Below are 26,575 nucleotides of genomic sequence, written 5' to 3'. Positions count from 1 at the left end.
CGCGCCCGGGGCTCAGCCGACGGCGACGCAGACCACCGAGACCGCGCACAGCGCCAGCCCGGCGCCCTGCACGCGATGGACCCGCTCGTGCAGCAGCACCGCCGCGAGCAGCACCGTCACGGCGGGGTAGAGCGAGGCCAGCACGGCCGAGACGGTGAGCAGGCCCTGCTGGGTCGCGAGCAGGAACCCCACGACGGCGGCCGCCGACAGCGCCCCGGCGCCCGCCCCGCCGACCACGGCGGCCCGGTCACGGGGCACCCAGCTCGCGCCGAGGGTCGTGGCCAGCGCGGCCACGGCGAGGACGGCGACCGCCTGGCTGACCGCGACGGGCCAGTAGCCCGCCCCGTCCGGCACCTGGCCGATCGCGGCGAACAGCAGGCCGAAGCCGGCCCCCGCCAGCAGCCCGTCGACCAGGGCGGCTGCACCGGGGGAGGCCGCGGTCGCGGCGGACGGTTCGCGGGCCACCAGCCAGATGCCGGGCAGGGCGACCAGGATGCCGAGCCAGACCAGCAGGTCCGGCCGCTCGCCGCCCACGACACCGACCGCCACAGGCAGCACCGCCGCCCCCACGGCCGAGACCGGACCCACGACGCCCATCCGGCCGCGGGAGAGACCGCGGTAGAGGAAGGCGCCGCCGAGGCCGTTGCCGACACCGGCCAGGGCTCCCCAGGCGAGGTCGCCCACCCCGGGCCGTCCGGGCAGCAGCAGCGCGAGGGCCAGCGCGAGCAGTCCGCCGACGGCCGACCCGACCACCGCGACCGCCCAGGCCGACGTACGCCGCGACGCGACGCCGGCGACGAAGTCCGAGGTGCCGTACGCCGCCGCCGAGGCCAGCGCGAGCAGCACCGCGGTCACCGCAGCACCACGCCCACCACCCAGGCGCTGCCGGCGAGCAGGCAGGCGGTGAGCTCGATCATGATCGACAGGCCGGCCGCCTTGAGGGCGTGCACCGTCGCGGGCCACGCCTCGCGCGAGCCGACGCGGGCCAGCTCGGAGAGGTAGACCCCGCCGACGAAGCCGACGAACAGCCCGACCACCGGGATGACGAAGAAGCCGACCACGCCCAGCGCGGCCCCGGCGGCCAGGGTGCGTCCGGGGACGCCGGCGGCCTGGAGGCGTCGTCCCGGCACGAGGTACATCGCCACCTGGCCGACCATGAGCAGCGTCACGACGACGGCGAAGGTGACCCAGGCGGCCGAGGTGCCGACGTACAGCGCCCACACCAGCACGGCGCCGCCGACCAGCAGCGAGCCGGGCAGCAGGGGGACGACGACCCCGACGAGACCCACCAGGATCGCCAGCGCCACCAGGGTCTCGACCACGGCCAGGGTGCTCATGGCCCCGACGGTCTCACGGCCCCCGGGACGCGACGAGACCCCGGTCGCTGACCGGGGTCTCGTCGGAGGTGCTGGGTGGGGCGGCTGGGTCAGCCGGCCTCGGGGCTCGGGGTGGGGGTGCCGAGCTTGTCGGTCTCGTCCTGCACGTGCTCGGCGACCTCACGAAGCTTCTCGCCGTGCTCGCGGGCGTGGTGGGCGCAGAAGAGCAGCTCGCCACCGCCCTTGAGCTGGACGCGGAGGTAGGCCTGCGCGCCACAGCGGTCGCAGCGGTCGATGGCGGTGAGCGGCGCGCTCGGGGCTGTCGCAGTGGTCACGTCGGGCCTCACTCTCGTTCGGGGGGACTGGGAGGGGGGAAAAGCCAGTTCGTTCATCTCGACAGTCACAACAGTCAACCACGGTCGATGCTTCCCGTTGGCGAGGTGTCCACCGCAGTCGTGCGGGGTGGTACGCCTCACAGGTCGTGGCCCGAGTCTGCTCGCTCCCCGGTCGAGCGGGAGCGAAACCGACAAAGACCCGCGTTCGGGTCGTGCTCTGTCCGTCCCGGCCCAGTGCAGCACACGGCGCCAACACCTCCCCGCACCCCGGGGTGGCGGCGCGTCCCCGGGAGGCGGCGCTGGGTAGGTTCGACGTACGTCGCACCCGCTTCTCCCGGACCCGAGGTCACCGTCATCGACAACACCTACAACGCCCAGCACCTCCTCGTCCTCGAGGGGTTGGAGGCCGTCCGCAAGCGGCCGGGCATGTACATCGGCTCCACCGACACCCGCGGGCTGATGCACTGCCTGTGGGAGGTCATCGACAACGCCGTCGACGAGGCGCTGGGCGGCTTCTGCTCGCGCGTCCTGGTCACGCTGCACGCCGACGGCTCGGCCGAGGTCCACGACGACGGTCGCGGCATCCCGGTCGACAAGGAGCCCAAGACCGGCCTGTCCGGGCTCGAGGTCGTCTTCACCAAGCTGCACGCGGGCGGCAAGTTCGGCGGCGGGTCGTACGCCGCGACCGGCGGCCTGCACGGCGTCGGCGCCTCGGTCGTCAACGCGCTCTCGGCGCGGCTCGACGTCGAGGTCGACCGCTCGCCGGCCACCCAGCGGATGTCCTTCCGCCGCGGCGTCCCCGGCGTGTTCGCCGCCCCGGGCCCGGTCGGCGACTTCGAGCCCGCCTCGGGGCTGCACCGGGGCGCCCGGGTCAAGAAGGGCGTCACCGGCACCCGGGTGCGGTTCTGGCCCGACCGGCAGATCTTCACCAAGGACGCCACCTTCACCTGGGACGAGCTCGTCACCCGCGCCCGCCAGACCTCCTTCATCGTCCCGGGGCTCGAGCTGACCCTCACCGACGCCCGCGGCGAGGAGCCGGTCACCGAGTCCTTCCGCCACGACGGCGGCATCACCGAGTTCTGCACCTTCCTGGCCCACGACGAGCCGGTCACCGAGGTGCTGCGGCTGCAGGGCGGCGACACCTTCACCGAGACCGTGCCGCTGCTGGACGACCAGGGCCACATGACCCCGCAGGACGTCGAGCGCGAGCTGCTGGTCGACGTGGCGGTGCGGTGGGGGACCGGCTACGAGACCGAGCTGCGCTCCTTCGTCAACGTCATCGCCACCCCCAAGGGCGGCACCCACGTGACGGGCTTCGAGGCCGCGCTGACCAAGACCTTCAACGAGGCGATGCGGGCGGGGCGGGTGCTCAAGGCCGGCGACGCCGACGTGGTCAAGGACGACGTGCTCGAGGGGCTCACCTCCGTGGTGACGGTGCGCCTGGCCGAGCCGCAGTTCGAGGGCCAGACCAAGGAGGTGCTCGGCACCCCCGCTGCGCGCTCGGTGGTGCGCAAGGTCGTCGCCCGCGAGCTCAAGGAGTTCCTCACCACGACCAAGCGGGCCGAGAAGGCCCAGGCCAAGCTGGTGATGGAGAAGGTCGCCGGCGCCGCCAAGACGCGGCTGGCCGCCCGTCAGCACCGTGAGACCCAGCGTCGCAAGAACGCCCTGGAGTCCTCGGCGCTCCCGGCCAAGCTCGTCGACTGCCGCTCCAACGACGTCGAGATGTCGGAGCTGTTCATCGTCGAGGGCGACTCGGCGCTGGGCACGGCCAAGGTGGCGCGCAGCTCGGAGTTCCAGGCGCTGCTGCCGATCCGCGGCAAGATCCTCAACGTGCAGAAGGCCACCGTGGCCGACGTGCTCAAGAACGCCGAGTGCGCCTCGATCATCCAGGTCGTCGGCGCCGGCTCGGGCCGCACCTTCGACCTCGAGGCCGCGCGCTACGGCCGGATCATCCTGATGGCCGACGCCGACTCCGACGGCGCCCACATCCGGTGCCTGCTGGCCACGCTGTTCTTCAAGTACATGCCCGAGCTGGTGACCTCGGGGCGGTTGTTCACCGCCGTGCCCCCGCTGCACCGCATCGAGCTGACCAACCCCAAGAAGGGGATGGAGAAGTACGTCTACACCTACTCCGACCCCGAGCTGCAGCGCAAGCTCGCCGAGCTGGCCAAGAAGGGCGTCCGCTGGAAGGACCCGGTGCAGCGCTACAAGGGTCTCGGCGAGATGGACGCCGACCAGCTGGCCGAGACCACGATGGACCCCCGCAAGCGCACCCTGCGCCGCATCACCGCCGACGACGCCGCCCGCGCCAGCGAGGTCTTCGAGCTGCTGATGGGCAGCGAGGTCGCCCCCCGCAAGGACTTCATCGTCGCGGGCGCCTACGAGGTCGACGCCGACCAGATCGACGCCTAGCCGGGCAGGCGGGCAGGCGAGCCCATCGGCCCGCCAGGCCGCCCCGTCGCGCGCCTAGACGAGCTGCTCGAGCAGGCCCGAGTCGACGTCGTAGAGGAACCCGCCGACGCGCGTGCCCTCGGGGATGAGGGGGTGGGCCACCACCTTGTGGACGTCGTCGGCCAGGGCGGCCCGCTGGTCCTCGACCACGCCGAAGGTCTGCCACGAGGCGTCCTGGCCGGCCGAGGTGGAGACGCGCTCGCGCAGCTCCTCCTGGCTGGCCGAGGCCATCGCGCAGCGGGTGTGGGGCACGACCAGGATGCGCTCGACGCGCAGCAGGTGGACGCCGAGCACGAGCGCCTCGAGCGCCTGGGGGGTCACGCGGCCGCCGGGGTTGCGGAAGATCTTGGCGTCGCCGGGCGTGAGCCCCAGCATCCCCAGCGGGTCGATGCGCGAGTCCATGCAGGTCACGATCGCGATGCCGGCATGGGCGACGCCGTCGAAGCCGCCCAGGTCGAAGGTCTCGGCGAAGCGTCGGTTGGCGGCGAGCAGGTCGTCGAAGTCAGCGGTGGCCACGCCCCGACGGTAGTGCGTCCCCACGGTGGCCCGCGAGGCGTGACGGACGCGACGTGGGTCACGCCGGGGACGACGCGCCCGCAGGCATGGCGCTGCGGCCCGCCCGCAGCGTGAGCAGCGCCAGGACCGCGGCCACGACCGCGCACACCGCGGCGCCCGCGAAGATCGCCTGCAGCTGCTCGAGCCCGGCCAGCGAGAGCGCCTCGGTGTACGCCGGGCAGCGGGTGCGTCCGTCGCCGCACACCTCCAGCGGGGACGGGATGTCGGTCTGCACGCTGTAGTAGCGCCGCAGCCCGATCGTGGTCAGCGCCGAGATGCCGACGAGCATGCCGACCATCCGGGCCACGACGAGCAGGGCGCTCGCGACACCGTGGACGGCGGCGGGGGTGGCGGCCAGCAGCGCGGCGTTGACCGGTGCCAGCGCCAGGCCGAACCCGAGGCCGGTCAGCGCGAGCACCGCCACCGAGGGGGCCTGCCCCATCGAGTCGGGTCCCCAGGTCGTCATCACGGCGAAGCCGGCGGCGGCCAGCAGCATCCCGCCCGCCGCGACCAGGGCGACCGGCACCCGACGCACGAGGTAGCCCCCGACGAGGGCCCCGACCGGCAGCGCGACCAGGAACTCCACGAGCACCAGCGCCGCCTGCAGCTGGTTGCCGTCGGCGACGGTCAGCCGGGCGAAGATCGGGATGTCGACCAGCGCGGCGATCAGCGCCGACCCGACGAAGAAGCTCACCAGCACCGCGCCCCACGCCGGCCGCTCGCGGAACGCGCCGTGCGGCACCAGCGGATGGGCCGCGCGGCGGTTGTGCAGCACGAACAGCACCGCCGCCACCGCGGCGACACCGAGGTAGACGGGTCCGGCCTCGGAGAACACCTGCACCTCGGGATCGGCGGTCGCGAAGGCGAGGATCACCCCGCCGAGCGTCACGGCGAGCAGCGCCGCCCCGAGGAGGTCGGCCTCGCGCACCGAGCCCCACCAGCCGCGGGCGTCGAACAGCGGCCGCGGGGCCAGCACGCACCACGCCAGCAGCAGCAGGGCGAGCACCATCGCGGCGGTGCCGAGCGGCGAGAGCCACACCGACCCGCCCTCGGCGTACGGCACGAAGGGCGCGCCCCAGGCGACCGAGGTGACCAGGCCGTCGGGCTGCCGCATCACCAGCAGCCCGCTCGTCAGGGTGAGCGCGAGCAGCAGCCAGCCGACGACGTCCGGGCGCCCCGCGGGGGTAGTCCGAGACGTTCGGCACGGTTCTGGGTCGCCAGGGGGTGCCGAACGTCTCGGACTATCGCCCCCCCGGGCGGCGAGCACCCGGATCGCTGCGGCGAGGACGAGGCCGACCGCGAGGTTGAGCCAGAAGATGTCGCGCCAGTCGCCGACCGCGAGCACGACGGCGCCGAGCAGGGGTCCCAGGACGCTGCCGAGCTCCTGGACCGCCCCCACCACGCCCAGCGGCACGCCGCGCCGCTCGGCGGGGTAGAGGTCGGCGACCAGCGCGAGGGTGACCGGCACCAGCCCGCCGCCGCCCACGCCCTGGAGGAAGCGCCCGGCGACCAGACTCGGGAGGTCGTACGCCGCGGCGGTGACCAGCGAGCCGAGCGCGAAGACCAGCAGCGAGGCCAGCAGCACCGGGGTACGGCCTCGCAGGTCCGCGATCCGCCCGATGAGCGGCAGCATCGCGACGTAGCCGAGCAGGAACCCGCTGACGATCGGGGCCGCCCGCTGCAGCTGGTCGACCGAGAGTCCGACCGAGCCCATCATGTCGGGCAGCGCGAGCACCACGACGTAGGTGTCGGCCGCCGCGAACGCCACGGCGACCGCCGCCAGCGCGAGCAGGACCCGCGCGGCCGGGTCGGGACGCGGGGCCGGGGCGTCGGGCACCGTCGTGGCCTAGGTGGCCGGGGAGTCGACGGTGACCTCGCGGTCGTAGTCGGAGAAGTCGACGTCGTAGGTGACGTCGGCGCCGTCGGCGAAGAACGGCCCGGTGATGCGCACGGTGGTCGCCCTGCCGTCGTCGTCCACGCCGACCTTGGTGGGGTAGTCGGCCTTCGCGTCGGCGCTGGGGACGATCCGCTTCACCGCGTCGCCGGGCAGCGTGCCGGCGTACGTCGTGAGGACCTCCTCGCCGTCGCGGGTCCTGCCGTCCTCCTTCAGCCCGTCGAGGTCGGTCAGCAGCGAGGACAGCCCGCCCTCGGGCTCGCCGAAGCTGGCCGGGTCGGGGGCGCCGTACTCGGTCGGGTCGATCTCGGCGTACTTCGTGGTCAGCGGGAGCTTGGCGTAGACGGTGCCGTCGACCGAGGTGACCGGCACCGTGGCGGTGAGCCCGCTGAGCAGCACCTTCACGTCACCCTCGAACGCGGGCGCCGGGGTGACGACGCCGGAGGCGCCCAGGACGCCGTTGCCCTGGGTCGGGGTGGAGGTCGTGGCGAGCTGGACGCGCACGCTGGCGGCGTCGTCGAAGGCCTTCTTGGCCGACTGCATCACCTCGGCGGGGGTGGGCTCGTCGGCCTTCTCGCCGCCGCCCCCGCCGCACCCGGCCGCGGTGGCGGCGAGCACGAGGACGGACAGCGCGGAGGCGAGGCGGCGGGTGGGCGCAGGCATGGCGTCAGCCTGCCACGTCAGCCGAGGCGGAAGCCCCGAGGAGGCGTGCGACAGGCCCGGAGCAGGCGGCGATCGGCTGGGGCGAGGGCACCCCGGAGCCGTCGCGCCTCTGCACCGGCTCGGGCAGGTCGACGGGGGCGCCGCTGTCGGCGGCGGCCTGGGCCGGCGCCGGGCCGGCCCAGGCGAGGACGAGGGCGTCCTCGCCGCGCAGGAACCGGTGGCAGCGCACGCCACCCGTGGCGCGCCCCTTGGCGGGGTACTCCTCGAACGGCGTCACCTTGACCGACCCGGTCTCGGTGCCGGGCAGCGCGCTCGAGGCGCCGGAGACCGTGACCAGCACGGCGTCGGTGGGGTCGAACGCGGTGAAGGAGATCACCCGGGCCCCAGCCGCGAGCTTGATGCCGGCGATGCCGCCGCCGCCGCGGCCCTGCGGCCGCACCGCCGAGGCCCCGAAGTGCAGCAGCTGGGCGTCGCTGCTCACGAAGCACAGCTGTTCCTCGCCCGTGGTCAGCTCCACCGCCCCCACCACGACGTCGCCGTCCTTGAGCGCGACGACCTCCCAGTCGTCCTTGCCGGCGAGGAACTCGGGGACGACCCGCTTGACCACGCCCTGGCGGGTGCCGAGCGCGAGCCCGGGGGAGCCGGGGTCGAAGCCGGTCAGGGCGAGCGCCTGCTCGCCGTCGAGCGTCACGAACTCCCCGACCGGGGCCCCGCCCTGGAGGTGGGGGTGGCTGGCGGTGCTCGGCAGCGTGGGCAGGTCGAGCACGGGCAGCTTGACCACGCGGCCGGCGGAGGTGACCACGCCGACCTCGCCGCGGGCGGTGGTCGCCACGGCCGAGACCACGACGTCGTGGCGCACCCGGCCGCCTTCGTCGCCGGGCCGGTCGAGCGAGGTGGTGCGGGCCAGCAGGCCGGAGGAGGACAGGAACACCCAGCACGGGTCGTCGGCCACCTCCAGGGGCGTGGTGGCCTTCGCGGTCTGGCCCGAGGACTCCAGGAGCACGGTGCGGCGCGGGGTGCCGTAGGTCTTCGCGACCTCGGCGAGCTCCGCGGAGACCACCTCGCGCAGCTTCTGGTCGTCGCCGAGGATCTCCTCGAGCGCCGCGATGGTGGCGCGCAGCTCCTCGGCCTCCTGGTCGAGCTCGAGCTTGGAGAACCTCGTCAGCCGGCGCAGCGGCATGTCGAGGATGTACGTCGCCTGCACCTCGGTCAGCTCGAAGACCTCGATCAGCCGCGTCCGCGCGATCGCGGCGTCGTCGCTGGAGCGGATCAGCTGGATGACCTCGTCGATGTCGAGGATGGCGGTGATCAGGCCCTCGACGAGGTGCAGCCGGTCGGCGGCCTTGCCGCGGCGGTGGGCCGAGCGCCGGCGCACGACGTCGTAGCGGTGGGCCAGGAAGACCTCGAGCATCTCCTTGAGGCCCAGGGTGCGGGGCTGGCCGTCGACCAGCGCGACGTTGTTGATCCCGAAGGACTCCTCGAGCGGGGTGCTGCGCCACAGCTGCTCGAGGATCGCCTCGGGGTGGAAGCCGTTCTTGACCTCGATCACCAGGCGCAGCCCGTGGGCGCCGTCGGTGAGGTCGACGATGTCGCTGATCCCCTGGAGCTTCTTGCCCTGGACGAGCTTCTTGATGGCCGCGACCACGCGCTCGGTGCCGACGCCGTAGGGCATCTCGGTGACCACGATGCCCTTGCGGCGGGGCGTCACCGACTCGATCCGGGTGGTGGCCCGCATCCGGAAGCTGCCGCGGCCGCTCTCGTATGCGTCACGGATGCCGTCGAGGCCGATGATCTTGCCGCCCGTGGGCAGGTCGGGGCCGGGGACGAAGCGCATCAGGGTGTCGAGGTCGGCGCCGGGGTGCTTGACCAGGTGGCGCAGCGCCTGGACGACCTCGACCAGGTTGTGGGGGGCGATGTTGGTGGCCATGCCGACCGCGATGCCGGCGGCGCCGTTGACCAGGAGGTGGGGGATCGCGGCGGGCAGCACCGCCGGCTCCTGCTCGCGGCCGTCGTAGTTGGGCCGGAAGTCGACGGTGTCCTCGTCGATGGTCGCGGTCATCGCGACGGCGGCCGGGGCCATCCGGGCCTCGGTGTAGCGCATCGCGGCGGGGGAGTCGTCGGGCGAGCCGAAGTTGCCGTGGCCGTCGACGGTGGGCAGCCGCATCGACCAGGGCTGGGCCATCCGGACCAGGGCGTCGTAGATCGCGCCGTCGCCGTGGGGGTGGAAGCGGCCCATCACCTCGCCGACCACGCGCGAGGACTTCACGTGACCGCGGTCGGGCCGCAGGCCCATGTCGTGCATGGAGTACAGGATCCGGCGCTGCACCGGCTTCAGGCCGTCGCGGGCGTCGGGCAGGGCGCGGGAGTAGATGACGGAGTAGGCGTACTCCAGGAAGCTGGTGCGCATCTCGTCGCCGACGTCGATGTCGACGATGTGCTCCTCGAAGTCCTCGGGGGGCGGTGTCGTCGTACGTCGGGCCATGACGGGCATTCTCCCCGCCGCGACCCCCGCGCCTCGACCGGGCACGCCGGAGGGGGGCTGACGGTACATTTCGCACCGTGACGACCCCGGAGACCCAGACCCCGTCTCCCACCCCCCGGGACTACCCCGACCACTGGGAGGCCGACGTCCTGCTGCGCGACGGCAGGACGGCCCACCTGCGCCCGATCCTGCCGACCGACGCCGACGGGCTGGTCGAGTTCTACGCCCTGGTGGGCCAGCAGTCGAAGTACTACCGCTTCTTCGCGCCGATGCCGACGCTCTCGGATCGCGACGTGCAGCGGTTCACCAACGTCGACCACCGCCAGCGGGTGGCGTTCGTGATCACGCTGGCCCAGAAGATCCTGGCCGTGGGGCGCTACGACGTCATCGACGCCGAGCGCGCCGAGGTCGCCTTCCTCGTCCAGGACCAGCACCAGGGCCGCGGCATCGGGCAGCTGCTGCTCGAGCACCTCGCCCAGGCCGGCCGCGAGCGGGGCGTGAAGCGCTTCGTGGCCGAGGTGCTGCCCGAGAACCGCAGGATGATCCAGGTCTTCCGCGAGCAGGGCTACTCGGTCAAGGGCGGCTGGGAGGAGGGGGTGATGCACCTCGAGTTCGACATCGACCCCACCGAGACCTCGATCGGGGTGATCGCCGCCCGCGAGCACCGCTCCGAGGCCGCCTCGATCGCCGCCTTCCTCAACGCCCGGTCCGTGGCGGTCATCGGCGCCTCGCGGCGCCGCGACACCATCGGCTCGCTGCTGGTGCGCAACCTCGTGCTCGGCGACTACACCGGCCGGGTCTACGTCGTGAACCCCGCGGCCGACTCCGTGGCGGGGATGCCGTCCTACCCCACGGTCAGCGACATCCCCGGCGACGTCGACGTCGCGATCGTCGCGGTGCCCGCCGAGGCGGTCCAGGACGTCGTGCTCGACTGCGCCGCCAAGGGCGTGCACGGGCTCGTGGTGATCTCCAGCGGCTTCGCCGAGACCGGCGAGGAGGGCCGCCGCCGGCAGCGCAAGCTGGTCGGCCTCGCCCGCTCCTACGGCCTGCGGCTGATCGGGCCCAACTGCCTCGGCGTCATCAACACCGCCTCCGAGGTCTCGCTCAACGCCTCGCTGGCGCCGGTGATGCCGCCGCGCGGGCGCGCGGGCTTCTTCTGCCAGTCCGGCGCGCTCGGCACCGCCATCCTGGAGAAGGTGCGCGGTCGCGGCCTCGGGCTCTCGACCTTCGTCAGCGCCGGCAACCGGGCCGACGTCTCGGGCAACGACCTCCTGCAGTACTGGGAGGAGGACGACGCCACCGAGGTGATCCTGCTCTACCTGGAGTCCATCGGTAACCCGCGCAAGTTCTCCCGGATCGCCCGCCGGGTCTCGCGGGTCAAGCCGATCATCGCCGTCCGCTCCGGTCGCACCACCCAGGGCGTCCCGATGGGCCACGCCGTACGCCACATCGCGGCACCGCCCGAGGCCGTCGACGCGATGTTCAAGCAGGCGGGGATCATCCAGGTCGACACCCTCGACGAGATGTTCGACGTCGCCCAGCTGCTCGCCCACCAGCCGCTGCCCTCGGGGTCGCGGGTGGCGATCGTCGGCAACTCCGACGCGCTGGGCCTGCTGGCCGTCGACGCGGCCGTGGCCCAGGGCCTCACCGTCACCAGCGCCACCGCGCTGGGCTCCGAGGCCACGGCCGAGGACTTCGAGGACGCGCTCGACGCCGCCATCGACGACGACCACGTCGACGCCGTCGTCGCGGTCTACATCCCGCCGCTGGACGCGGGCGGCGAGGAGGTCGCCAACGTCCTGGCCGCGGTGGGGGAGCAGTCCGACAAGCCGCTCGTCTCCACCTTCCTGGGCCGCGAGGGCGTCCCCGAGCTGCTGCGCGTGCCCGACCTGTCCGGCGACACCGCCGGCCGCGGGTCGGTCCCGTCCTACCCCGCGGTCGAGGCCGCGGTGCGTGCGCTGGCCCGCGTCTCGGAGTACGCCGCGTGGCGCACCCGCGACGACGAGTCGGCGGCCGTGCTCGAGGGCATCGAGCTCGACCAGGCCACCCGCCAGGTCAACGAGCTGCTCATGCACCACCCCGAGGGCCACCAGCTCGACGACGAGGAGCTGCGGGCGCTGCTCGCCTGCTACGGCGTCGACCTCTGGGAGCGCGCCTTCGTCGCCACCGCCGACGAGGCGGTCGCCGCGGGCGAGCGGCTCGGCTGGGACGTCGTGCTCAAGGCGACCGCGGAGCGGCTGCGGCAGCGTCCCGACCAGGCCCACGTGTGGCGCAACATCGACGACGCCGCCGAGATGGCCGACGCCTGGCAGTCGCTCACCCAGCTGGTGAGCAACCCCGCCGACGCCGAGTTCGTGGTGCAGCGCACCGCTCCTCCCGGCGTGCCCATCGCGGTCAACGGGCTCGAGGACCCCCTGTTCGGGCCGGCCGTCTCCTTCGGCATCGCCGGCGCGCTCACCGACCTGGTCGGCGACCGGGCCTTCCGGATCCCGCCGATCAGCCCGTTGGACGCGGCCGAGACGGTGCGCTCGGTCAAGGCCGCGCCGCTGCTGTTCGGCTTCCGGGGCAGCGAGCAGGTCGACGTCGAGGCGGTGGAGGAGCTGATCCGCCGGGTGGCCCAGCTCAAGATCGACCTGCCGCAGGTCAGCACGCTCGACCTCGTCCTGGTGCACGCCAACGCCGAGGGCGTCAGCGTGCTCCACGCCACCGCCCGCGTGGACCAGGTCGCCGACGCCCGCTCCGACCTGTTCGTGCGCCGCCTGACCGCGCCCGCGGCCGACACGCTCCCCGGCTGAGCGCGTGGGACGGCGTGTGCGCGGCCGGGAGCCGCTGCCGCACGGGCGTGACAAGATGACGCCCATGCGTCCCGCAACCGCCCAGGACCGCTTCGGTGACCTGGTGTCCGCCATCGAGAAGACCGGCTACTACCCCCAGGTCGTGGCAGCCGGGGTGGGCGCCGCGGTCGCCGGCGAGCAGGTCGAGGCCTTCCTGGTCCACCACGAGCCCACCATCGACCGCGACGAGGTCCGGCGCCACATCACCGTCGTCGTGCTCACCGCGAGCCGGCTGATCCTGTGCCACACCGACGAGTACGCCCCCGACGACCTGCTGCCCGAGCCCTACACCTCGACCTCGACCGAGGCGGTGCGCCTCTCGGCGGTGCGCTCGGTGGTCGTCAACCGGATGGTGGCCAACCCCGAGAAGTTCGCCGGCGGCGGCCAGCCGGTCCCGAGCGAGGCCGTGCTGACGGTCGGCTGGGGCGGGCTCAACCGGCTCGACCTCGAGCCCGCCGCCTGCTCGGACCCCGACTGCGAGGCCGACCACGGCTACACCGGCGTCCTGGCCTCCGACGACTTCTCGCTGCGCGTCAGCTCCGCGGCCGAGGGCCAGGGCGCGGTCGACGACCTGCTCGTCTTCGCCGAGAGCCTGTCGGCGCGCACCCGGGGCTGAGCCGGGTGCCCGCACCCTTCGGGCCGGTCCCGGCGGACACCGACTTCGTCGAGCCCGACCTCTCCGGCGGTGGTCGCACGCTCGCCGACGTGCTGCCCGCCGTCTCGCGTGCCCTCGGCGTCGACGCAGGGCTGCCGACCGGCGGGCTCGAGCTGCCGCCCGCCCCGGCGTACGTCGTGATGCTGGTCGACGGCCTCGGCCACCGCCTGCTCGCCGAGCACCGGGCCCAGGCGCCCTTCCTGCACTCGCTGCTCGGTGAGGCGCCGGTGACCTGCGGGGTGCCCTCGACCACCGCCACCTCGCTCACCTCGCTGGGCACCGCCCTGCCCGCCGGCCAGCACGGCCTGGTCGGCTTCACCTCGCGGGTGCCCGAGAGCGGCGAGCTGCTCAACGCCCTGTTCTGGGACCAGCCGGTCGAGCCGACGGTGTGGCAGCCGCACGCCACGGCCTTCGACCGGCTCGGCGCGGCCGGCGTGCACACCACCGTGGTCAGCAAGCGCGACTTCGCCGGATCCGGCCTGACCCGGGCCGGCCAGCGGGGCGCGTCGTACGTCGGGGCCGACGACGTCGCCGAGCGGGTCGCGGGCGCGGTCGCCGCGGCCGCCCGCCGGCCCTCGGTGACCTACGTCTACGACGGCGACCTCGACTGGCACGGCCACCGCGCGGGCGTGGACTCCCAGCGCTGGCGCCACCAGCTGCGCGACATCGACGAGGACGCCCAGGAGCTGCGGGACGCGTTGCCCACCGACGTGAGGCTGGTGGTCGTCGCCGACCACGGCATGGTCGACACCACCCCGGCGACCAGCCTCGACCTCGACGCGCTGCCCGGCCTCCGCGACGGGGTCACCCTGCTGGGCGGGGAGGCGCGGTTCCGCCACGTCTACTGCCACGCCGGTGCCCTCGACGACGTGGCGGCCACCTGGCGCGAGCAGCTCGCCGGTCGGGCGACCGTGCTGACCCGCGACGAGGCCGTGGCCCGGGGCTGGTTCGGCCGGGTCGACGCCGGCGTGCGGCTGCGCATCGGGGACGTCGTCGCCGCCGCCCACGACGACTGGGCGCTCTTCAGCTCGGTCGACTTCGCCTACGAGACCCGTCTGGTGGGCCTGCACGGCTCGCTCACCGCCCGCGAGATGGAGATCCCGCTGCTGGTCTGCTGACCGGCACGGGGCGCGCTCAGGCGAACGGCAGCGGCTCGGCGACCATCGACACCGCGCGGGCGCGGGCGGCGGTCATCCGGCGACGGTGGTGCGCGCGGCACAGCACCTCGTAGACCACCTCGGGCACGGCCGCGTCGGGGTCGTCGCCTTCCACGTCGCCGACCACGACCTGCTCGCCCTCGACGACCATGACGCCGTCGACCGACCGGGCGTTGTGCGTGGCCCGCTTGCCGCACCAGCACAGCGCCTCGACCTGGAGCACGTGCATCCGGTCGGCGAGCTCGACCAGGCGGCGGGAGCCGGCGAACAGCGCGGTGCGGAAGTCGGAGAGGATCCCGAAGGCGAAGACGTCGATCTGGAGCTCGTCGACGACCTTGGCCAGGTCCTCGACCTGCCGGCCCGAGTAGAACTGGGCCTCGTCGCAGATCAGGTAGTCGATGCGTGCCCCGTGGGTCAGCTCGTCGACGACGTAGCGCCAGAAGTCGAAGTCCTCGTCGACCTCGAGCGCGTCGTGCGTCAGGCCCAGCCGTGAGGAGACGAGGGCCTGGCCGGCGCGGTCGTGGCTGGTGAAGATGCGACCGGCCCGACCGCGGGCAGCGTGGTTGTGGTTGGTCTGCAGCGCCAGGGTGCTCTTGCCGGAGTCCATGGTGCCGGTGAAGAACTGGAGCTCGGCCACGGGGCAGGATCATGCCATGGAGCCCTCCTCGCCCAGCCCCCTGATCGACGTCAGCCGTCTCGCCGAGCGGCTCGGCGAGGTCACCGTCCTCGACGTCCGGTGGCGCCTCGGCGGGCCGCCGGGGGAGCAGGAGCACGCCGCGGGGCACGTGCCCGGGGCGGCGTACGTCGACCTCGACACGGCGCTCGCCGACCCGCCCGGGGGTCGGGGCCGGCACCCGCTGCCGGACCCGGCCCGGCTGCAGGAGGCGCTGCGGGCCGCCGGGGTGCGTGAGGACCGTCCCGTGGTGGTCTACGACGACTGGCAGGGGCGTGCCGCCGCGCGGTGCTGGTGGCTGCTGCGGTGGGCCGGCCACCGCGACACCTCCGTGCTCGACGGCGGTTGGGGCGCGTGGGTCGCGGCGGGCCTCGAGGTCGCCACCGGGCCGGTGGTCGCCGAGCCCGGCGACGTCGTCGTACGCCCCGGCGCGATGCCGACGGTGACCGCCGACGAGCTGCCCGGCGTGGTGGCGGCCGGGGTCGTGCTGGACGCGCGCGACCCCGGGCGGTACGCCGGCGAGACCGAGCCCGTCGACCCCGTGGCCGGCCACGTGCCGGGTGCGCGCAACGTGCCGACCGGCGCCAACCTGGCCGAGGACGGCCGGTTCCTCGCCCCGGACGCCCTGGCCGAGGTGTACGCCGCGGCGCGCGAGCGCCCCACGGCCGTCTACTGCGGCTCCGGGATCACCGCCGCCCACGACGTGCTGGCACTCGAGGTGGCCGGGATGCCGGGCGCCGCGCTCTACCCCGGCTCGTGGAGCGAGTGGGTCACCGACCCGACGCGCGCCGTGGCGACCGGGCGTGAGCCCGGCGGGTCGGCCTGAGTCAGCCGCCGGCGGCGACCTCGGCCGCCACGGCGACCAGCCCGTCCAGCACGGTGCGTGCGGCCAGGCGGGCCGCGCGGTCGGGGCGGGCGATGGCGACCACGTGCCGCTGGGCGCGTACGCCGCGCAGCTCGCGCAGCACCAGGCCCTGGCCCGCCGGGGTGGTGAACCGGGGCAGCATCGCCACGTGGCGGGAGGAGGCCACCAGCGCCTCCACCAGCCGGTTGTCGCGCAGCCGCTGGCGGACGTCGAGCGTGGCCCCGGTGGCCTGCTCGACCGAGGTCAGCACGCTGTCGAAGGGGTAGCCCGGCGGCACCCCGATCCACGACTGGTCGACGAGGTCGCGGCAGTGCAGCCAGGGTCGGGTGGCGAGCGGGTGGTCCTCGGCCAGCGCGACGTCGAGCGGCTCGGTCACCAGCGGCGTCACCGTCAGCCCGGCGGTGCCGGCGGGTCGTCGTGCGGTCACGCTGTGCCCGATCACCAGGTCGTTGTCGGCGGTCAGCCCGGCGAAGTCGGTCTCGGCGAGGTCGTAGTCGCGGCAGCGCAGCTCCAGGCCCGTGCCGGCGAGCCGTCGCTGCAGGCGCGGCAGCAGGAAGGTCGCCGCGCTCGGCAGCGCCGCCACCGAGACGGTGCCGCGGGGGCCGCCGCGGTAGTCCTCCCAGGCCGCCGTCACCCGGGCGACGGCCGTCGCCACGTCGGCCCCGCCGCGGGCGAGCAGCGCCCCGGCCTCGGTCAGCCGCAGTCCCCGGCCGTGCGGCTCGACCAGGGCCGCGCCGAAGGCCCGCTCGGCCGTGCGGAGCTGCTGGGAGAGCGCCGAGGGGGTGCGGTGGGTTGCCTGCGCCACGGCGGCGAGGCTACCCCGGTCGGCGAGCTCGCGCAGCAGGTCGAGGTGGCGGACGTCCATGTAGTCAACCTAATGAGCAGCTGTCCCAGGTGTCGATTGTCCTTCATGGTGCGCGGGTCCACGATGGTCGCGTGCCTCCCCGCCACCAGCTCCTCGCCGTTCTCGTCGCCTGCACCTGGGGCCTGAACTTCCTCGCCATCGACGCCTCGCTCGGACACTTCCCGCCGTTCTTCCTGGTCGCGCTCCGGTTCGCCGTCATCGCGGTCCCGACCGTGCTGCTGGTGCCGCGACCGCAGGTGCCGGTGCGGTGGCTGGTCGGCTACGGGCTGGGGTTCGGGACGCTGCAGTTCCTTTTCCTCTACTGGGGGATGGAGGCGGGGATGCCGCCCGGGACGGCCTCCCTGGTCCTCCAGGCCTCCGCGCCCTTCACCCTCGTGCTCGGGGCCGCCCTGCTGGGGGAGCGGGTCGGCCCCCGCGGCGTGCTGGGCGTGGTGCTCGCCGGGGCGGGACTGGCCGTCGTGGGCTGGCACCGCGCCGAGGCGGCCGGGCTGCTGCCGTTCCTGCTGGTCCTCGCCGGCGCGCTCGGCTGGGCGATCGGCAACCTGTGCAGCCGGCTCGCCCGAGCGCCGCAGCCGCTGCACCTGACGCTGTGGATGTCGGTCGTGCCACCGGTCCCGATGCTCGTGCTCGCGCTGGCCGTGGAGGGGCCGCAGCCGATCGCCACCTCGCTGACCACCCTGGCCAGCCCGAGCGGGGTGCTGGCACTGGCCGGGCTGGCCTACACCGTGCTCGTCGGGACCGTCGTCGGCTCCGGGCTGTGGACCTGGCTGATGGCCCGGCACCCGGCCAGCCAGGTGGCGCCGTTCTCGATGCTGGTGCCAGTGGTCGGCATGAGCGGCGCCTGGGTGGTGCTGGGCGAGCAGGCCGCGCCGCTGGAGCTGGCCGGCGCGACGCTGGTGGTGGGCGGGGTGCTGCTCGCGACGCTGCGCCGCGGCGTACGGGCCGCACCGGTGCCGGTGCCGATGTCGGGGCCGATGTCGGGGCCGGTCCCGGCCGGAGCACTAGGGTCGGGGCGTGACTGACGACAGCACCTCGAGCGAGGCCTTCGACCGCTGGTACGCCGACCTCGCGGTCTCCCGGGTCAAGGACGACCTCGTCCGCCGCCACCTGGGGCTGCCGCCCGAGATGCTCTCGACCAGCCTGCTGCCCTGGTCGGGGCTGGAGGCCGTGACCACCTCGCTGCGGCTGGTGCCCGGCGAGGTGCTGCTCGACCTCGCCTGCGGACGTGGCGGCTACGGCCTGGAGGTGGCGAGCCGCACCCGGGCCCGCCTGCTGGGCATGGACTTCTCCGTCGAGGCGGTGCGCCAGGCCACGGCCAACGCCGCAGCCCAGGACCGCGCCGCCACCTTCGAGGTCGGCTCGCTGACCGACACCGGCCTGCCCGACGCCAGCGTCGACGCGGTGCTGGTGGTCGACGCCCTCCAGTTCGTGGACCTGCCCGAGCGGGCCTTCGCGGAGGCGGCGCGGGTGCTCGACGTCGACGGCCGGCTGGTGCTGACCGCCTGGGAGGCCCGCGACCCCGACGACGAGCGGGTGGCCCCCGGCCTGCGCGGCCGCCGCTGGCGCGACGGCCTCACCGTCGCCGGCTTCACCGAGGTCGAGGTCGAGGACTGCCCCGACTGGGCGGCGTCGGAGCGCGCCCTCTGGGAGGAGGCGGCCACCCTCGCCCCCGGCGAGGACCGCGCCCTGCAGGAGCTGCGCGAAGAGGCCCTCACCGTCCTGGAGACCTTCGACCTCACCCGCCGGGTCATGGTCAGCGCCACCCGCGCCTGACGCCGCGCGGGGCTAGCGGCGGCGGCGCAGCACGACCACGAAGACCACGACGCCCACGGCCAGGCCGGCGAGGGCGCCGACGAGCGGGCCCTGGGCCCAGCCGGTGAGGCCGAGCAGGACGCTGCCGAGACCGGCCAGCACCATCGCGACCAGGGCGAGGCCGATGCGCCAGACCATCTCGGAGACGAACATCGAGGTGAACGAGTCGCCGCTGCCGTTGGCACCGAAGGGCTGGGCGGCGACGACGGCGCGGGGGTGGAGCGGCCCGTAGAGGTGGGGGTAGGTGTCCTCGCCGACGGGGTCTTCGCGCCAGGGCACGTCGAGGCGGTCGGTGTCGATGGTGAGCAGCACCATCGGCTCGGCGAGGTCGGCGTAGTAGCGCTGGTAGACCCCCGGCACCTGCTCGCGGCGGGCGGCGTGGATGAAGCCCTCCTGCTCGAGGGTGCGGCCGCGGGTGGAGGTGGTGTACGCGCCGGTGCGCTGCGCCTCCTCCCAGTCCGCGGCGGTGGCGACGTGGAAGACCTGCACGCCTACCAGTGCACCCCCTTGAGCAGCCGCGCCAGCATCAGCTGCTCGTTCTCGGAGTGCGGCTTCTCGCCGGTGCTGCCGCCCTTGGCGGCCGTGGAGTCGGGGAACACCTGGTAGGCGAGGTGCAGCACCCGGAAGGCCGACTTGGGTGCGAGGTAGTGCGCCAGCGCGCCCAGGCTGCCGGTGAGGGTGTTGATCTCGTGCGGCCGCTCGACCATCGCGGTGATCACCTTGCGGGCGGCCTGCCCGGGGCTGATCGTCGGGAACCGGTCGTAGAGCTTGGTCGGCGCGATCATGGGGGTCCGCACCAGCGGCATGTGGATCGTGGTGAACGAGATGCCGTCGCCGACCAGCTCGCTGGACACGACGTTGCTCCAGGCGTCGAGCGCGGCCTTGGAGGCGACGTACGCCGAGAACCGCGGCGGGCTGGTGAGCACCCCGATGCTGGAGATGTTCACGACGTGGCCCGAGCCCTGCTCGCGCATCGCGGGCAGGATGCCCATCACCAGCCGGATCGCGCCGTAGTAGTTGAGCTGCATGGTGCGCTCGAAGTCGTGGAAGCGGTCCTCGCTGAGCTTCAACGACCGCCGGATCGAGCGCCCGGCGTTGTTGACGACGAAGTCGAGGTGGTCGAAGTCCTCGCGCAGCTGCTTGGTGAGCGCGTCGATGGCGTCGAGGTCGGAGAGGTCGCACGGATAGGCGTACGCCGTGCCGCCCTGGCTCTGGATCAGCCGGACCGTCTCCTCCAGCTTCTCCTGGCCGCGCGCCACCAGGATGGGCACGCCGCCGGCCTTGGCGACCTGGATCGCGGTGACCAGCCCGATGCCCGAGGAGGCGCCGGTGATGACGACCGTCTTGTTGGCCAGCGCGCGCACGACCGGCGCGTCGGAGCGGATCGACTCGTCGAGCTTCTCCTCCCACCACGACCACAGCACCGAGGCGTAGGAGTCGATGTCGGGCACCGAGATGCCGGAGCCGGCCAGCGCCTTCTCGGTCTCGCGCGAGGCGTAGACGGTCGGGAACGAGACGTGCTCGAGCACCTCGGGCGGGATCCCGAGGCGACCGAGGGTCTGGTCGAGGGCGGCGTGCACCGGCGCCAGCCGCACCGCGCGGGCGACGAGCGAGGCCGGCCGCAGGCCGCGGGGGAGCAGGCCGGTCGCGCGCGAGGTGATCGTGCGGTCGACCGGGACCGCGAACTGCGGGGCGCTCGCTGCGGCGGCGAAGGTGTTGATCAGCCCGACCGTGCTCTGCGGCTCGGGGTTGACCAGGTGGAACGCCCGGCCGTCGAGGCCGGGCTGGTGGGCGAGGTGGTCCATCGCGCTGGCGACGTAGTCGACCGGCACCACGTTGGTGTCGCCGAGGTCGATGCCCACGAGCGGGACCCAGCCGGGCAGCAGGTCGCGCATCCGCTTGAGCAGCGGGAAGAAGTAGTAGGGCCCGTCGACCTTGTCCATCGCGCCGGTCTCGGAGTCCCCGACCACGACGGCAGGACGGTAGACCCGCCACGGCACCTCGGCCTGCTCGCGGACGATGCGCTCGGACTCGAACTTGGTGCGGTGGTAGGGCGAGGGCAGCCGCTGGCCCTCGTCGAACATCGACTCGTCGAAGACGCCGCGGAAGTCCCCGGAGGCCGCGATCGAGGAGACCTGGTGGAAGTGCCCGACCCGCAGCCGGGCGGCGAGGTCCAGGGCGTTGCGGGTGCCGCCCACGTTGAGCTGCTCGTTGAGCTCGTCGGAGGCGGTCATGTCGTAGATGGCCGCGAGGTGGAAGAAGTGCTCGACCTCGCCGGCCTCGGACGCGATCCACTGCGGGTCGACGCCGAGGTCGGGCTCGGACAGGTCGCCCACGACGGGGACGACCCGGTCGGTGCCCCACTGCTCGACCAGCGCGTCGAGCCGGTGCCGGGACCCCTCCCGGCAGAGCGCGTAGACCGTGCCCTCCCGGTTGTCGACGAGCTGCTGGACGAGGTAGCGACCGATGAAGCCGGTCGCGCCGGTCACGAAGTAGGCCACGGGCCCCACCACTCTCGGGTTGCGTCGGATGCGCGAGGTCCCCCATCCAACCCCGGATGCGGGTGGAGGTCCGCGTGTCGGGCGAGATTACCGTCCGGTAACGACGGCGTCGAGGGCCCGTCGGGCCCCGTGGGAGCCGACGGCGTCAGCTGTCGGGGCCGCCGCCGAACATGATCTCGTCCCACGACGGCACCGAGGCGCGGCCCTTGCGCTTGGCCGTCTTCTGGGCGGCCGTCTCCTGCGGCTCCACGCCCAGGTCGAGCTCGGGCTCCTCGGGCTCGGCGGGCCGCTCGGGCCCGGAGTCGGGCTCGGGGGACCGTCCCGCCGGCCGCTCGCGGACCTCGGCCACCACCTCGGGGTCGGCCGCGGCGACGACGATCTCGGCGGTGTCCTCGGAGTCCGGGTCCGGGCGTGCGTCGGCGTCCGCGACGGGGTCCGGCTCCTCGGCGGACCGGGTCGCCCCAGGCGGCGGGACGTCGGTCGGCTCCTCGACCGGGGCCGCCCCGTCGACGCGCATCCAGTCGGCGTCGCCCACCGGCACCTCGAAGGGCCGGTGCTCGGGCTGCTCGACCTCGGGCTGCTCGACGTCGGGCTGCTCGACGTCGGTCGGCTCGTCCTCGCGGTCGCGGACCAGCTCGATCGCGTCGTCGCCCAGCGGCAGGTCCTGGTCGTGGCCACCGACCAGCGAGGTCAGCCGGCGCGGCGCCGGGCCGGCGGGGCCGGCGCCCAGCTCGCCGGTGATGGTGCGGGCGTCGTCGTTCTCGGCCACCACGTAGCGGCCGGCGACGTCGTGGACGAACTCCGCGGAGCGGCGTACGCCCTGGGCGTCGATGTCGGCGGTGAGCACCCAGCGACCGTCGGCCCGGCGCCAGGAGTCCCAGGCGACGTCGTCGTCGTGGAGCCGGTGCTCGCCCAGGAACAGCTCGACCGCCTCGCCCAGCGTGCGGCCGCCGCCGGAGGGGCCGGAGGCGCGGCGCAGCGAGGACTTCTGGGCGTTCCACGCGACGTGCGCACGCTCGGCGAGCACCGGCGAGGCGTAGGGCATGATCACCTCGACCGAGGTGCCCGCGGCGGCGGCGACCTCCTCGGCCGACTCGCCGGAGCGGATGCGCGCCTGGATGTCGCGGGGCCGCAGCGCGCTGTCCATCGGTTCTCCTGCTTCTGCGCCGTCCGGGTCCTGGTGCTCCCGGTCCGGGCTGGGGTGCCTGACGTCGTGGTGGTGGCCGAGCCTACCTAGGCTGTGCTCCCGTGGGTGATGCGACCGGCGGGCCGAGCCTCCTGCTCCTGGTCCTCGACCTCAGCGGGATCTTCGTCTTCGCCATCTCCGGTGCCCTCGTGGCCGTACGCCGCCGGCTCGACGTCTTCGGTGTGCTGGTCCTCGCGGGCACCACGGGGCTGGGCGGCGGCTTCCTGCGCGACGTCCTGATCGACGCCACCCCGCCGGCCGCGCTGTCGGACTGGCGCTACCTGCTGGTGCCGGTGCTCGCGGGGCTGCTGACCTTCGCCTTCCACCCGGCGCTGGGCCGGGCCGAGCGCGTGGTGACGCTCTTCGACGCCGCGGGGCTCGGGCTGTTCTGCGTGACCGGGGCGGTCAAGGCCCTGGAGTACGGCCTCGGCCCGGTGCCGGCCGCGCTGATGGGCATGGTCACCGGCATCGGCGGCGGCATCGCGCGCGACCTGCTGGCCGGGCGCACCCCGGCGGTGTTCTCCAGCGAGCTCTACGCGACGCCCGCGCTGCTGGGTGCGACGTGGGCGGTGCTGGCGACCCTCGCCGGGTTCGTGGAGGTCGCGGTCACGGTGCCCGGCGCACTGCTGTGCTTCGGGCTGCGGATGCTGGCGCTGTGGCGCGACTGGAAGGCCCCGCTGCCGCGGGGCCCCGCCAGCGTCTGAGCCGGCGCGCCGGTCAGGGCCCGAGGACCCGCTCGAGGTAGGCGTTGGTGAAGAGCCGCTGCGGGTCGATCCGGTCGCGGACCGCCAGGGCGTCCTGCCACCGGGGGTACGCCGGCGCGAGGTCGGCGGCGGTGCGGGTGTGCAGCTTGCCCCAGTGCGGGCGGCCGTCGTGGGCCCGCAGCACCGCCTCGACCCCGGCGAAGTAGTCGGTGTGGTCGGCGGCGGCGTTGACGTGCACCGCGATCCAGGCGACGTCGCGGTCGTGGGCGGGGGAGAGGGGCACGTCGTCGGCCGGGGCGACGCGGTACTCCAACGGGAAGCCGATCCGCCAGCCCGAGCGCTCGACCAGGTCCCGGACCTCGGCGAGCGCGGTCAGGCCGGCGGCCCGCGGCACGGCGTACTCCATCTCGCGGAAGCGGACCGTGCGCCGCGTGGTGAAGACGCGGTGCGGGACGTCGCGGTAGCGGCGCTCGCCCAGCGCCCGGGCCGAGAGCGCGTTGAGCCGGGGGACCAGCGCCGGACGGGCGTTGCCGACCCGGTTGACGAGGTCGAAGACGTGGTTGGAGAGCAGGTCGTCGTCCCACCACTCCCGCAGCCGCGAGAGCGGCTCGGGGTCCTCGAGGGTGCGGTCGTTGGTCTTGAGCAGCAGCCGGTCGGTGTGGGGGAACCAGTACATCTCGGCGTGGTGGTGCTGCTCGGCGAGCCCGTCGAACCCGGCGACCGCCTCGTCCCACTGGATCGGCCGCTCGTGGGCCTCGAGCACGAACAGCGGCTCGACCTCGAGCGTGACCGCGGTCAGGACGCCCGTCGCGCCGAGCCCGAGGCGCACGACGTCGAGCACGTCGGGGTGCCGGGTGCGGTCGGCGCGCAGCACCTCGCCGGTGCCGGTGACCAGCTCGAGCCCGACCACCTGCGCGCTCAGCGAGGCCGTGACGCCGCCGGTGCCGTGGGTGCCGGTGGAGATGGCCCCGGCGACCGTCTGCTCCTCGACGTCGCCCATGTTGTGCAGCGACAGTCCGAGCCGGGCGAGGGTCGCGTTGAGCTCGCGCAGCGTGGTGCCGGCCAGCGCGGTCACCGTCATCGCGGCCCGGTCGACGCCGACCACGCCGGTCAGCGCGGTCGGGTGGAGCAGGGTGCCGTCGGTCAGCGCGATGTCGGTGAAGGAGTGGCCGGTGCCGGGCATCTTGACGCGGCCGCCGCGGTCGGCGGCGTCGCGGACGGCCTCGACGACGTCGCCGACGTCGACGGGTCGGCGCTCCTGCGCCGGGCTACAGCTGCTCAGCCCCGCCCAGCTGGTCCACGTGCTCACCCGTCCGAGCGTAGCCGCGCGGACCCGTCGCGACGTCCCCGCGCACGGTGAGCCCGGCCAGCGCGGCGAGCACGGCCGCGACCACGCACACCCAGTACGCCGCCGACCCGCCGGACGCGTCGGCCACCACGCCGGCGCCCCACGCCCCCGGCGCGATGCCGGCGCTCATCCCGGTCTGGACGACCCCCATCGCCTCGTTGAGCCGCCCCGACGGCACGGACCCCTCGATGAGGGAGAACAGGCTGATCAGCGTCGGGGCCAGCGCCAGCCCGGTGAGCAGCAGCGCCACCGAGACGACGAGCAGGCCGGGCAGCAGCGGCAGCGCGCAGGTGCCGACCGCCAGCAGGGTCATCCCCAGCCGGGCCCGGGCCAGCGGCGTACGACGCATGGTCATCGTGCCCGCCACGACGCCCGCCACGAGGCTGCCGAAGGAGAACGCCGCCAGCATCAGTCCCGAGAGCACCTTGCGGCCCTCGTCCTCGGCCAGGGCCACGGTCGCGACCTCGAGCGCACCGAACAGGCTGCCCAGGGCGAGGGCGCCCACCGCGAGGGGGAGGATCAGCCGCCACGGCATGGGGGTGCGGACCGTGTCGGCGGAGCGGACCTGCACCGGCGGCGCCGTACGACGCTGCAGCGCGAGCGCGACCGAGCCGAGCGTGCCCGCCACCACGGCGACCACCAGCCCGGACTGCGGGGCGAAGGACGTCGCCAGCACGGTGACCAGCGCCGGCCCGGTCACGAAGACGACCTCGTCGGCGACGCCCTCGACCGCGAAGGCGGTGTGCCGCTCGGCCGGGTCGTCGAGCAGGTGGGCCCACCGGGCGCGGACCATCGTGCCGACCTGGGGCATCGCCGTGCCGGCGACCACGGCGAGCAGGTGGGGCCACGGGAAGGACCAGCCCTCGGTGACCGCCACCACCATCAGGCTCGAGGAGAGCCCGAAGGCCACCGTGTCCACCGAGAGCACCCGGGTCTGGCCGAACCGGTCGGTGAGCCGGCCGTGCAGCACCGCGAACCCGGCGTTGCCGGCGATGAAGGCGGCCGTCACCTGGCCCGCCAGCGCGTAGGACCCCGACAGCGCGCTGACCAGCAGCACGATCCCCAGCGTCGTCATCGAGATCGGCAGCCGGGCGACCACGCCGGTCGCGGAGAACAGGGCGGCGCCGGGGTGCGCGAAGACCCGGCGGTAGGGGGTGAGCATCGGGTCGAACTCTAGGCTGGTCGCCATGGCCTCCCCGACCCCGTACGACGCCCTGCTGCTGGTCTCCTTCGGGGGGCCCGAGAAGCCCGCGGACGTCGTCCCGTTCCTGCGCAACGTGACCGCCGGGAAGAACATCCCCGACGCCCGCCTCGAGGAGGTCGGCGAGCACTACTACGGCTTCGGTGGCCGCAGCCCGATCAACGACCAGAACCGTGCGTTCGTCGAGGCGCTGCGGGCCGACCTCGCCGCTGACGGCGTCGACGTGCCGGTCTACTGGGGCAACCGCAACTGGGACCCCTACCTGGCCGACACCCTGGCGCAGATGCGCGACGACGGGGTGCAGCGTGCGGCCGCGCTGGTCACCAGCGCCTACTCCTCCTACAGCGGCTGTCGCCAGTACCGCGAGAACCTCGCCGCCGCCGTCGCGGAGGTGCCCGGCGCGCCGCGCATCGACAAGCTGCGCCACTACTACAACCACCCGGGCTTCCTCGAGCCGATGGTCGACGCGACGCTGGCGGCCCTCGCCGAGCTGCCCGAGGCGGCCCGCCGGGCGGGCCACCTGGCCTTCGTGACCCACTCGATCCCGGTCTCGATGGACGACAGCAGCGGCCCCGACGGCAACGCCTACACCGCGCAGCACCGCCTGGTGATGGAGCAGGTCGTCGCCCGGGTCCGCCAGGAGACCGGCCACCGCTACCCGGCCGAGCTGGTGTTCTGCTCCCGCTCCGGCCCGCCGCACGTGCCGTGGCTCGAGCCCGACGTCAACGACCACCTGCGCGACCTGCACGCCCGCGAGGTGCCCGGCGCGGTCGTGGTGCCGATCGGCTTCGTCTCCGACCACATGGAGGTCATCTACGACCTCGACACCGAGGCCCGCGCCACGGCCGAGGAGATCGGGTTGCCCTTCGCCCGCGCCGCTACCGCCGGCGTCGACCCGCGCTTCGTGGCGATGGCCCGCGACCTGCTGCTCGAGCGGGCCGCGGTCGAGGCCGACCAGCCCACCGACCAGCCCGTCGAGCGGGCCGCGGTCGGCAGCCCCGCCTCGTGGGACGTCTGCCCCGTGGGCTGCTGCCCCAACCCGCGCGGCGCCCGGCCCGCGCTCAGCGGGCAGGACTGA

23 protein-coding genes are annotated in these 26,575 nt (G+C 74.2%); 9 read left to right on the top strand and 14 right to left on the bottom strand.

Annotated features, from left to right (window positions below; translation table 11 throughout):
• Positions 1 to 12 precede the first annotated feature (12 nt).
• The 3 genes from EDD33_RS11085 to EDD33_RS11075 all read right to left on the bottom strand — a co-directional run bounded on the left by EDD33_RS11085 (position 13) and on the right by EDD33_RS11075 (position 1,651).
• Positions 13 to 855, bottom strand: coding sequence for an EamA family transporter (locus EDD33_RS11085; RefSeq protein WP_211332517.1), 843 nt, complete (start codon positions 853 to 855; stop codon positions 13 to 15).
• Positions 852 to 1,337, bottom strand: a complete 486-nt coding sequence (locus tag EDD33_RS11080; RefSeq protein ID WP_123390854.1) for a DUF456 domain-containing protein — start codon at positions 1,335 to 1,337, stop codon at positions 852 to 854. The genes EDD33_RS11085 and EDD33_RS11080 overlap by 4 nt, the downstream gene beginning before the upstream one ends.
• 89 nt (positions 1,338 to 1,426) lie before the next feature.
• Positions 1,427 to 1,651 carry a DUF7455 domain-containing protein gene (locus EDD33_RS11075; protein ID WP_056543607.1) on the bottom strand — a complete coding sequence of 75 codons (225 nt, stop codon included), beginning with the start codon at positions 1,649 to 1,651 and terminating at the stop codon, positions 1,427 to 1,429.
• A 354-nt stretch (positions 1,652 to 2,005) separates the two neighbouring features.
• Between EDD33_RS11075 and EDD33_RS11070 the strand changes: the two genes are divergently transcribed.
• Positions 2,006 to 4,063 (top strand): DNA gyrase/topoisomerase IV subunit B, encoded by a 2,058-nt coding sequence (locus tag EDD33_RS11070; protein WP_123393309.1) that lies wholly within the window; start codon positions 2,006 to 2,008, stop codon positions 4,061 to 4,063.
• 54 nt (positions 4,064 to 4,117) lie between these two features.
• Here EDD33_RS11070 and EDD33_RS11065 read toward each other — a convergent pair whose 3' ends face one another.
• The 4 genes from EDD33_RS11065 to EDD33_RS11050 are packed head-to-tail and all read right to left on the bottom strand — an operon-like array spanning position 4,118 to position 9,696.
• A complete protein-coding gene (locus tag EDD33_RS11065; RefSeq protein WP_123390846.1) occupies positions 4,118 to 4,618 on the bottom strand; it encodes a beta-class carbonic anhydrase in 501 nt (166 codons plus the stop codon).
• Positions 4,619 to 4,676: 58 nt separating this feature from the next.
• Positions 4,677 to 6,494, bottom strand: a complete 1,818-nt coding sequence (locus EDD33_RS11060; protein WP_123390844.1) for an MFS transporter — start codon at positions 6,492 to 6,494, stop codon at positions 4,677 to 4,679.
• Between the two features lie 9 nt (positions 6,495 to 6,503).
• Positions 6,504 to 7,214 (bottom strand): LppX_LprAFG lipoprotein, encoded by a 711-nt coding sequence (locus EDD33_RS11055; protein WP_123390842.1) that lies wholly within the window; start codon positions 7,212 to 7,214, stop codon positions 6,504 to 6,506.
• Positions 7,215 to 7,218: 4 nt separating this feature from the next.
• Positions 7,219 to 9,696 (bottom strand): DNA gyrase/topoisomerase IV subunit A, encoded by a 2,478-nt coding sequence (locus tag EDD33_RS11050; RefSeq protein ID WP_123393307.1) that lies wholly within the window; start codon positions 9,694 to 9,696, stop codon positions 7,219 to 7,221.
• 77 nt (positions 9,697 to 9,773) lie between these two features.
• On the opposite strand from EDD33_RS11050, the gene EDD33_RS11045 reads away from it, so the two are divergent.
• From EDD33_RS11045 to EDD33_RS11035, 3 genes are all read left to right on the top strand, one after another.
• Positions 9,774 to 12,491: a bifunctional acetate--CoA ligase family protein/GNAT family N-acetyltransferase gene (locus tag EDD33_RS11045; RefSeq protein WP_123390841.1), complete on the top strand. Its 2,718-nt coding sequence runs from the start codon at positions 9,774 to 9,776 to the stop codon at positions 12,489 to 12,491.
• Between the two features lie 64 nt (positions 12,492 to 12,555).
• On the top strand, positions 12,556 to 13,146 hold the full coding sequence (locus tag EDD33_RS11040; protein WP_123393304.1) for a DUF5998 family protein: 591 nt from the start codon (positions 12,556 to 12,558) through the stop codon (positions 13,144 to 13,146).
• Between the two features lie 5 nt (positions 13,147 to 13,151).
• Positions 13,152 to 14,303 carry an alkaline phosphatase family protein gene (locus EDD33_RS11035; protein WP_123390839.1) on the top strand — a complete coding sequence of 384 codons (1,152 nt, stop codon included), beginning with the start codon at positions 13,152 to 13,154 and terminating at the stop codon, positions 14,301 to 14,303.
• A 16-nt stretch (positions 14,304 to 14,319) separates the two neighbouring features.
• Here the strand turns inward: EDD33_RS11035 and EDD33_RS11030 are convergent, their stop codons facing one another.
• Positions 14,320 to 14,979 carry a thymidine kinase gene (locus EDD33_RS11030; protein WP_123390837.1) on the bottom strand — a complete coding sequence of 220 codons (660 nt, stop codon included), beginning with the start codon at positions 14,977 to 14,979 and terminating at the stop codon, positions 14,320 to 14,322.
• 16 nt (positions 14,980 to 14,995) lie between these two features.
• Here EDD33_RS11030 and EDD33_RS11025 point away from each other — a divergent pair, with 16 nt between their 5' ends.
• Positions 14,996 to 15,841: a sulfurtransferase gene (locus EDD33_RS11025; RefSeq protein WP_123390835.1), complete on the top strand. Its 846-nt coding sequence runs from the start codon at positions 14,996 to 14,998 to the stop codon at positions 15,839 to 15,841.
• A gap of 1 nt (position 15,842) precedes the next feature.
• Here the strand turns inward: EDD33_RS11025 and EDD33_RS11020 are convergent, their stop codons facing one another.
• Complete coding sequence (locus EDD33_RS11020; RefSeq protein WP_123390834.1) at positions 15,843 to 16,745, bottom strand: LysR family transcriptional regulator; 903 nt, start codon at positions 16,743 to 16,745, stop codon at positions 15,843 to 15,845.
• Positions 16,746 to 16,816: 71 nt separating this feature from the next.
• Between EDD33_RS11020 and EDD33_RS11015 the strand changes: the two genes are divergently transcribed.
• Together EDD33_RS11015 and EDD33_RS11010 are read left to right on the top strand one after the other, a co-directional pair.
• Positions 16,817 to 17,767 (top strand): EamA family transporter, encoded by a 951-nt coding sequence (locus tag EDD33_RS11015; RefSeq protein WP_123390832.1) that lies wholly within the window; start codon positions 16,817 to 16,819, stop codon positions 17,765 to 17,767.
• On the top strand, positions 17,760 to 18,518 hold the full coding sequence (locus EDD33_RS11010) for a class I SAM-dependent methyltransferase (protein WP_123390830.1): 759 nt from the start codon (positions 17,760 to 17,762) through the stop codon (positions 18,516 to 18,518). Before EDD33_RS11015 ends, EDD33_RS11010 begins: the two co-directional genes overlap by 8 nt.
• 12 nt (positions 18,519 to 18,530) lie before the next feature.
• On the opposite strand, the gene EDD33_RS11005 is transcribed toward EDD33_RS11010, so the two are convergent.
• The 3 genes from EDD33_RS11005 to sepH all read right to left on the bottom strand — a co-directional run bounded on the left by EDD33_RS11005 (position 18,531) and on the right by sepH (position 22,205).
• A complete protein-coding gene (locus EDD33_RS11005) occupies positions 18,531 to 19,046 on the bottom strand; it encodes a DUF952 domain-containing protein (protein WP_123390828.1) in 516 nt (171 codons plus the stop codon).
• 2 nt (positions 19,047 to 19,048) lie between these two features.
• Positions 19,049 to 21,058: an SDR family oxidoreductase gene (locus EDD33_RS11000; RefSeq protein WP_123390826.1), complete on the bottom strand. Its 2,010-nt coding sequence runs from the start codon at positions 21,056 to 21,058 to the stop codon at positions 19,049 to 19,051.
• Between the two features lie 145 nt (positions 21,059 to 21,203).
• On the bottom strand, positions 21,204 to 22,205 hold the full coding sequence (sepH, locus tag EDD33_RS10995) for a septation protein SepH (protein WP_123390824.1): 1,002 nt from the start codon (positions 22,203 to 22,205) through the stop codon (positions 21,204 to 21,206).
• 101 nt (positions 22,206 to 22,306) lie between these two features.
• Between sepH and EDD33_RS10990 the strand changes: the two genes are divergently transcribed.
• Positions 22,307 to 22,948: a trimeric intracellular cation channel family protein gene (locus EDD33_RS10990; RefSeq protein ID WP_211332516.1), complete on the top strand. Its 642-nt coding sequence runs from the start codon at positions 22,307 to 22,309 to the stop codon at positions 22,946 to 22,948.
• A gap of 13 nt (positions 22,949 to 22,961) precedes the next feature.
• Here EDD33_RS10990 and EDD33_RS10985 read toward each other — a convergent pair whose 3' ends face one another.
• Together EDD33_RS10985 and EDD33_RS10980 are read right to left on the bottom strand one after the other, a co-directional pair.
• Positions 22,962 to 24,257 (bottom strand): D-arabinono-1,4-lactone oxidase, encoded by a 1,296-nt coding sequence (locus EDD33_RS10985; protein WP_123390823.1) that lies wholly within the window; start codon positions 24,255 to 24,257, stop codon positions 22,962 to 22,964.
• Positions 24,217 to 25,485 (bottom strand): MFS transporter, encoded by a 1,269-nt coding sequence (locus tag EDD33_RS10980; protein ID WP_123390820.1) that lies wholly within the window; start codon positions 25,483 to 25,485, stop codon positions 24,217 to 24,219. Before EDD33_RS10980 ends, EDD33_RS10985 begins: the two co-directional genes overlap by 41 nt.
• Between EDD33_RS10980 and EDD33_RS10975 the strand changes: the two genes are divergently transcribed.
• Complete coding sequence (locus EDD33_RS10975) at positions 25,484 to 26,575, top strand: ferrochelatase (RefSeq protein WP_123390818.1); 1,092 nt, start codon at positions 25,484 to 25,486, stop codon at positions 26,573 to 26,575. The genes EDD33_RS10980 and EDD33_RS10975 overlap by 2 nt on opposite strands.

This window comes from Nocardioides aurantiacus (assembly GCF_003752505.1).
Lineage (GTDB): Bacteria > Actinomycetota > Actinomycetes > Propionibacteriales > Nocardioidaceae > Marmoricola > Marmoricola aurantiacus.
This window is presented reverse-complemented; position numbering and strand designations above follow the sequence as displayed.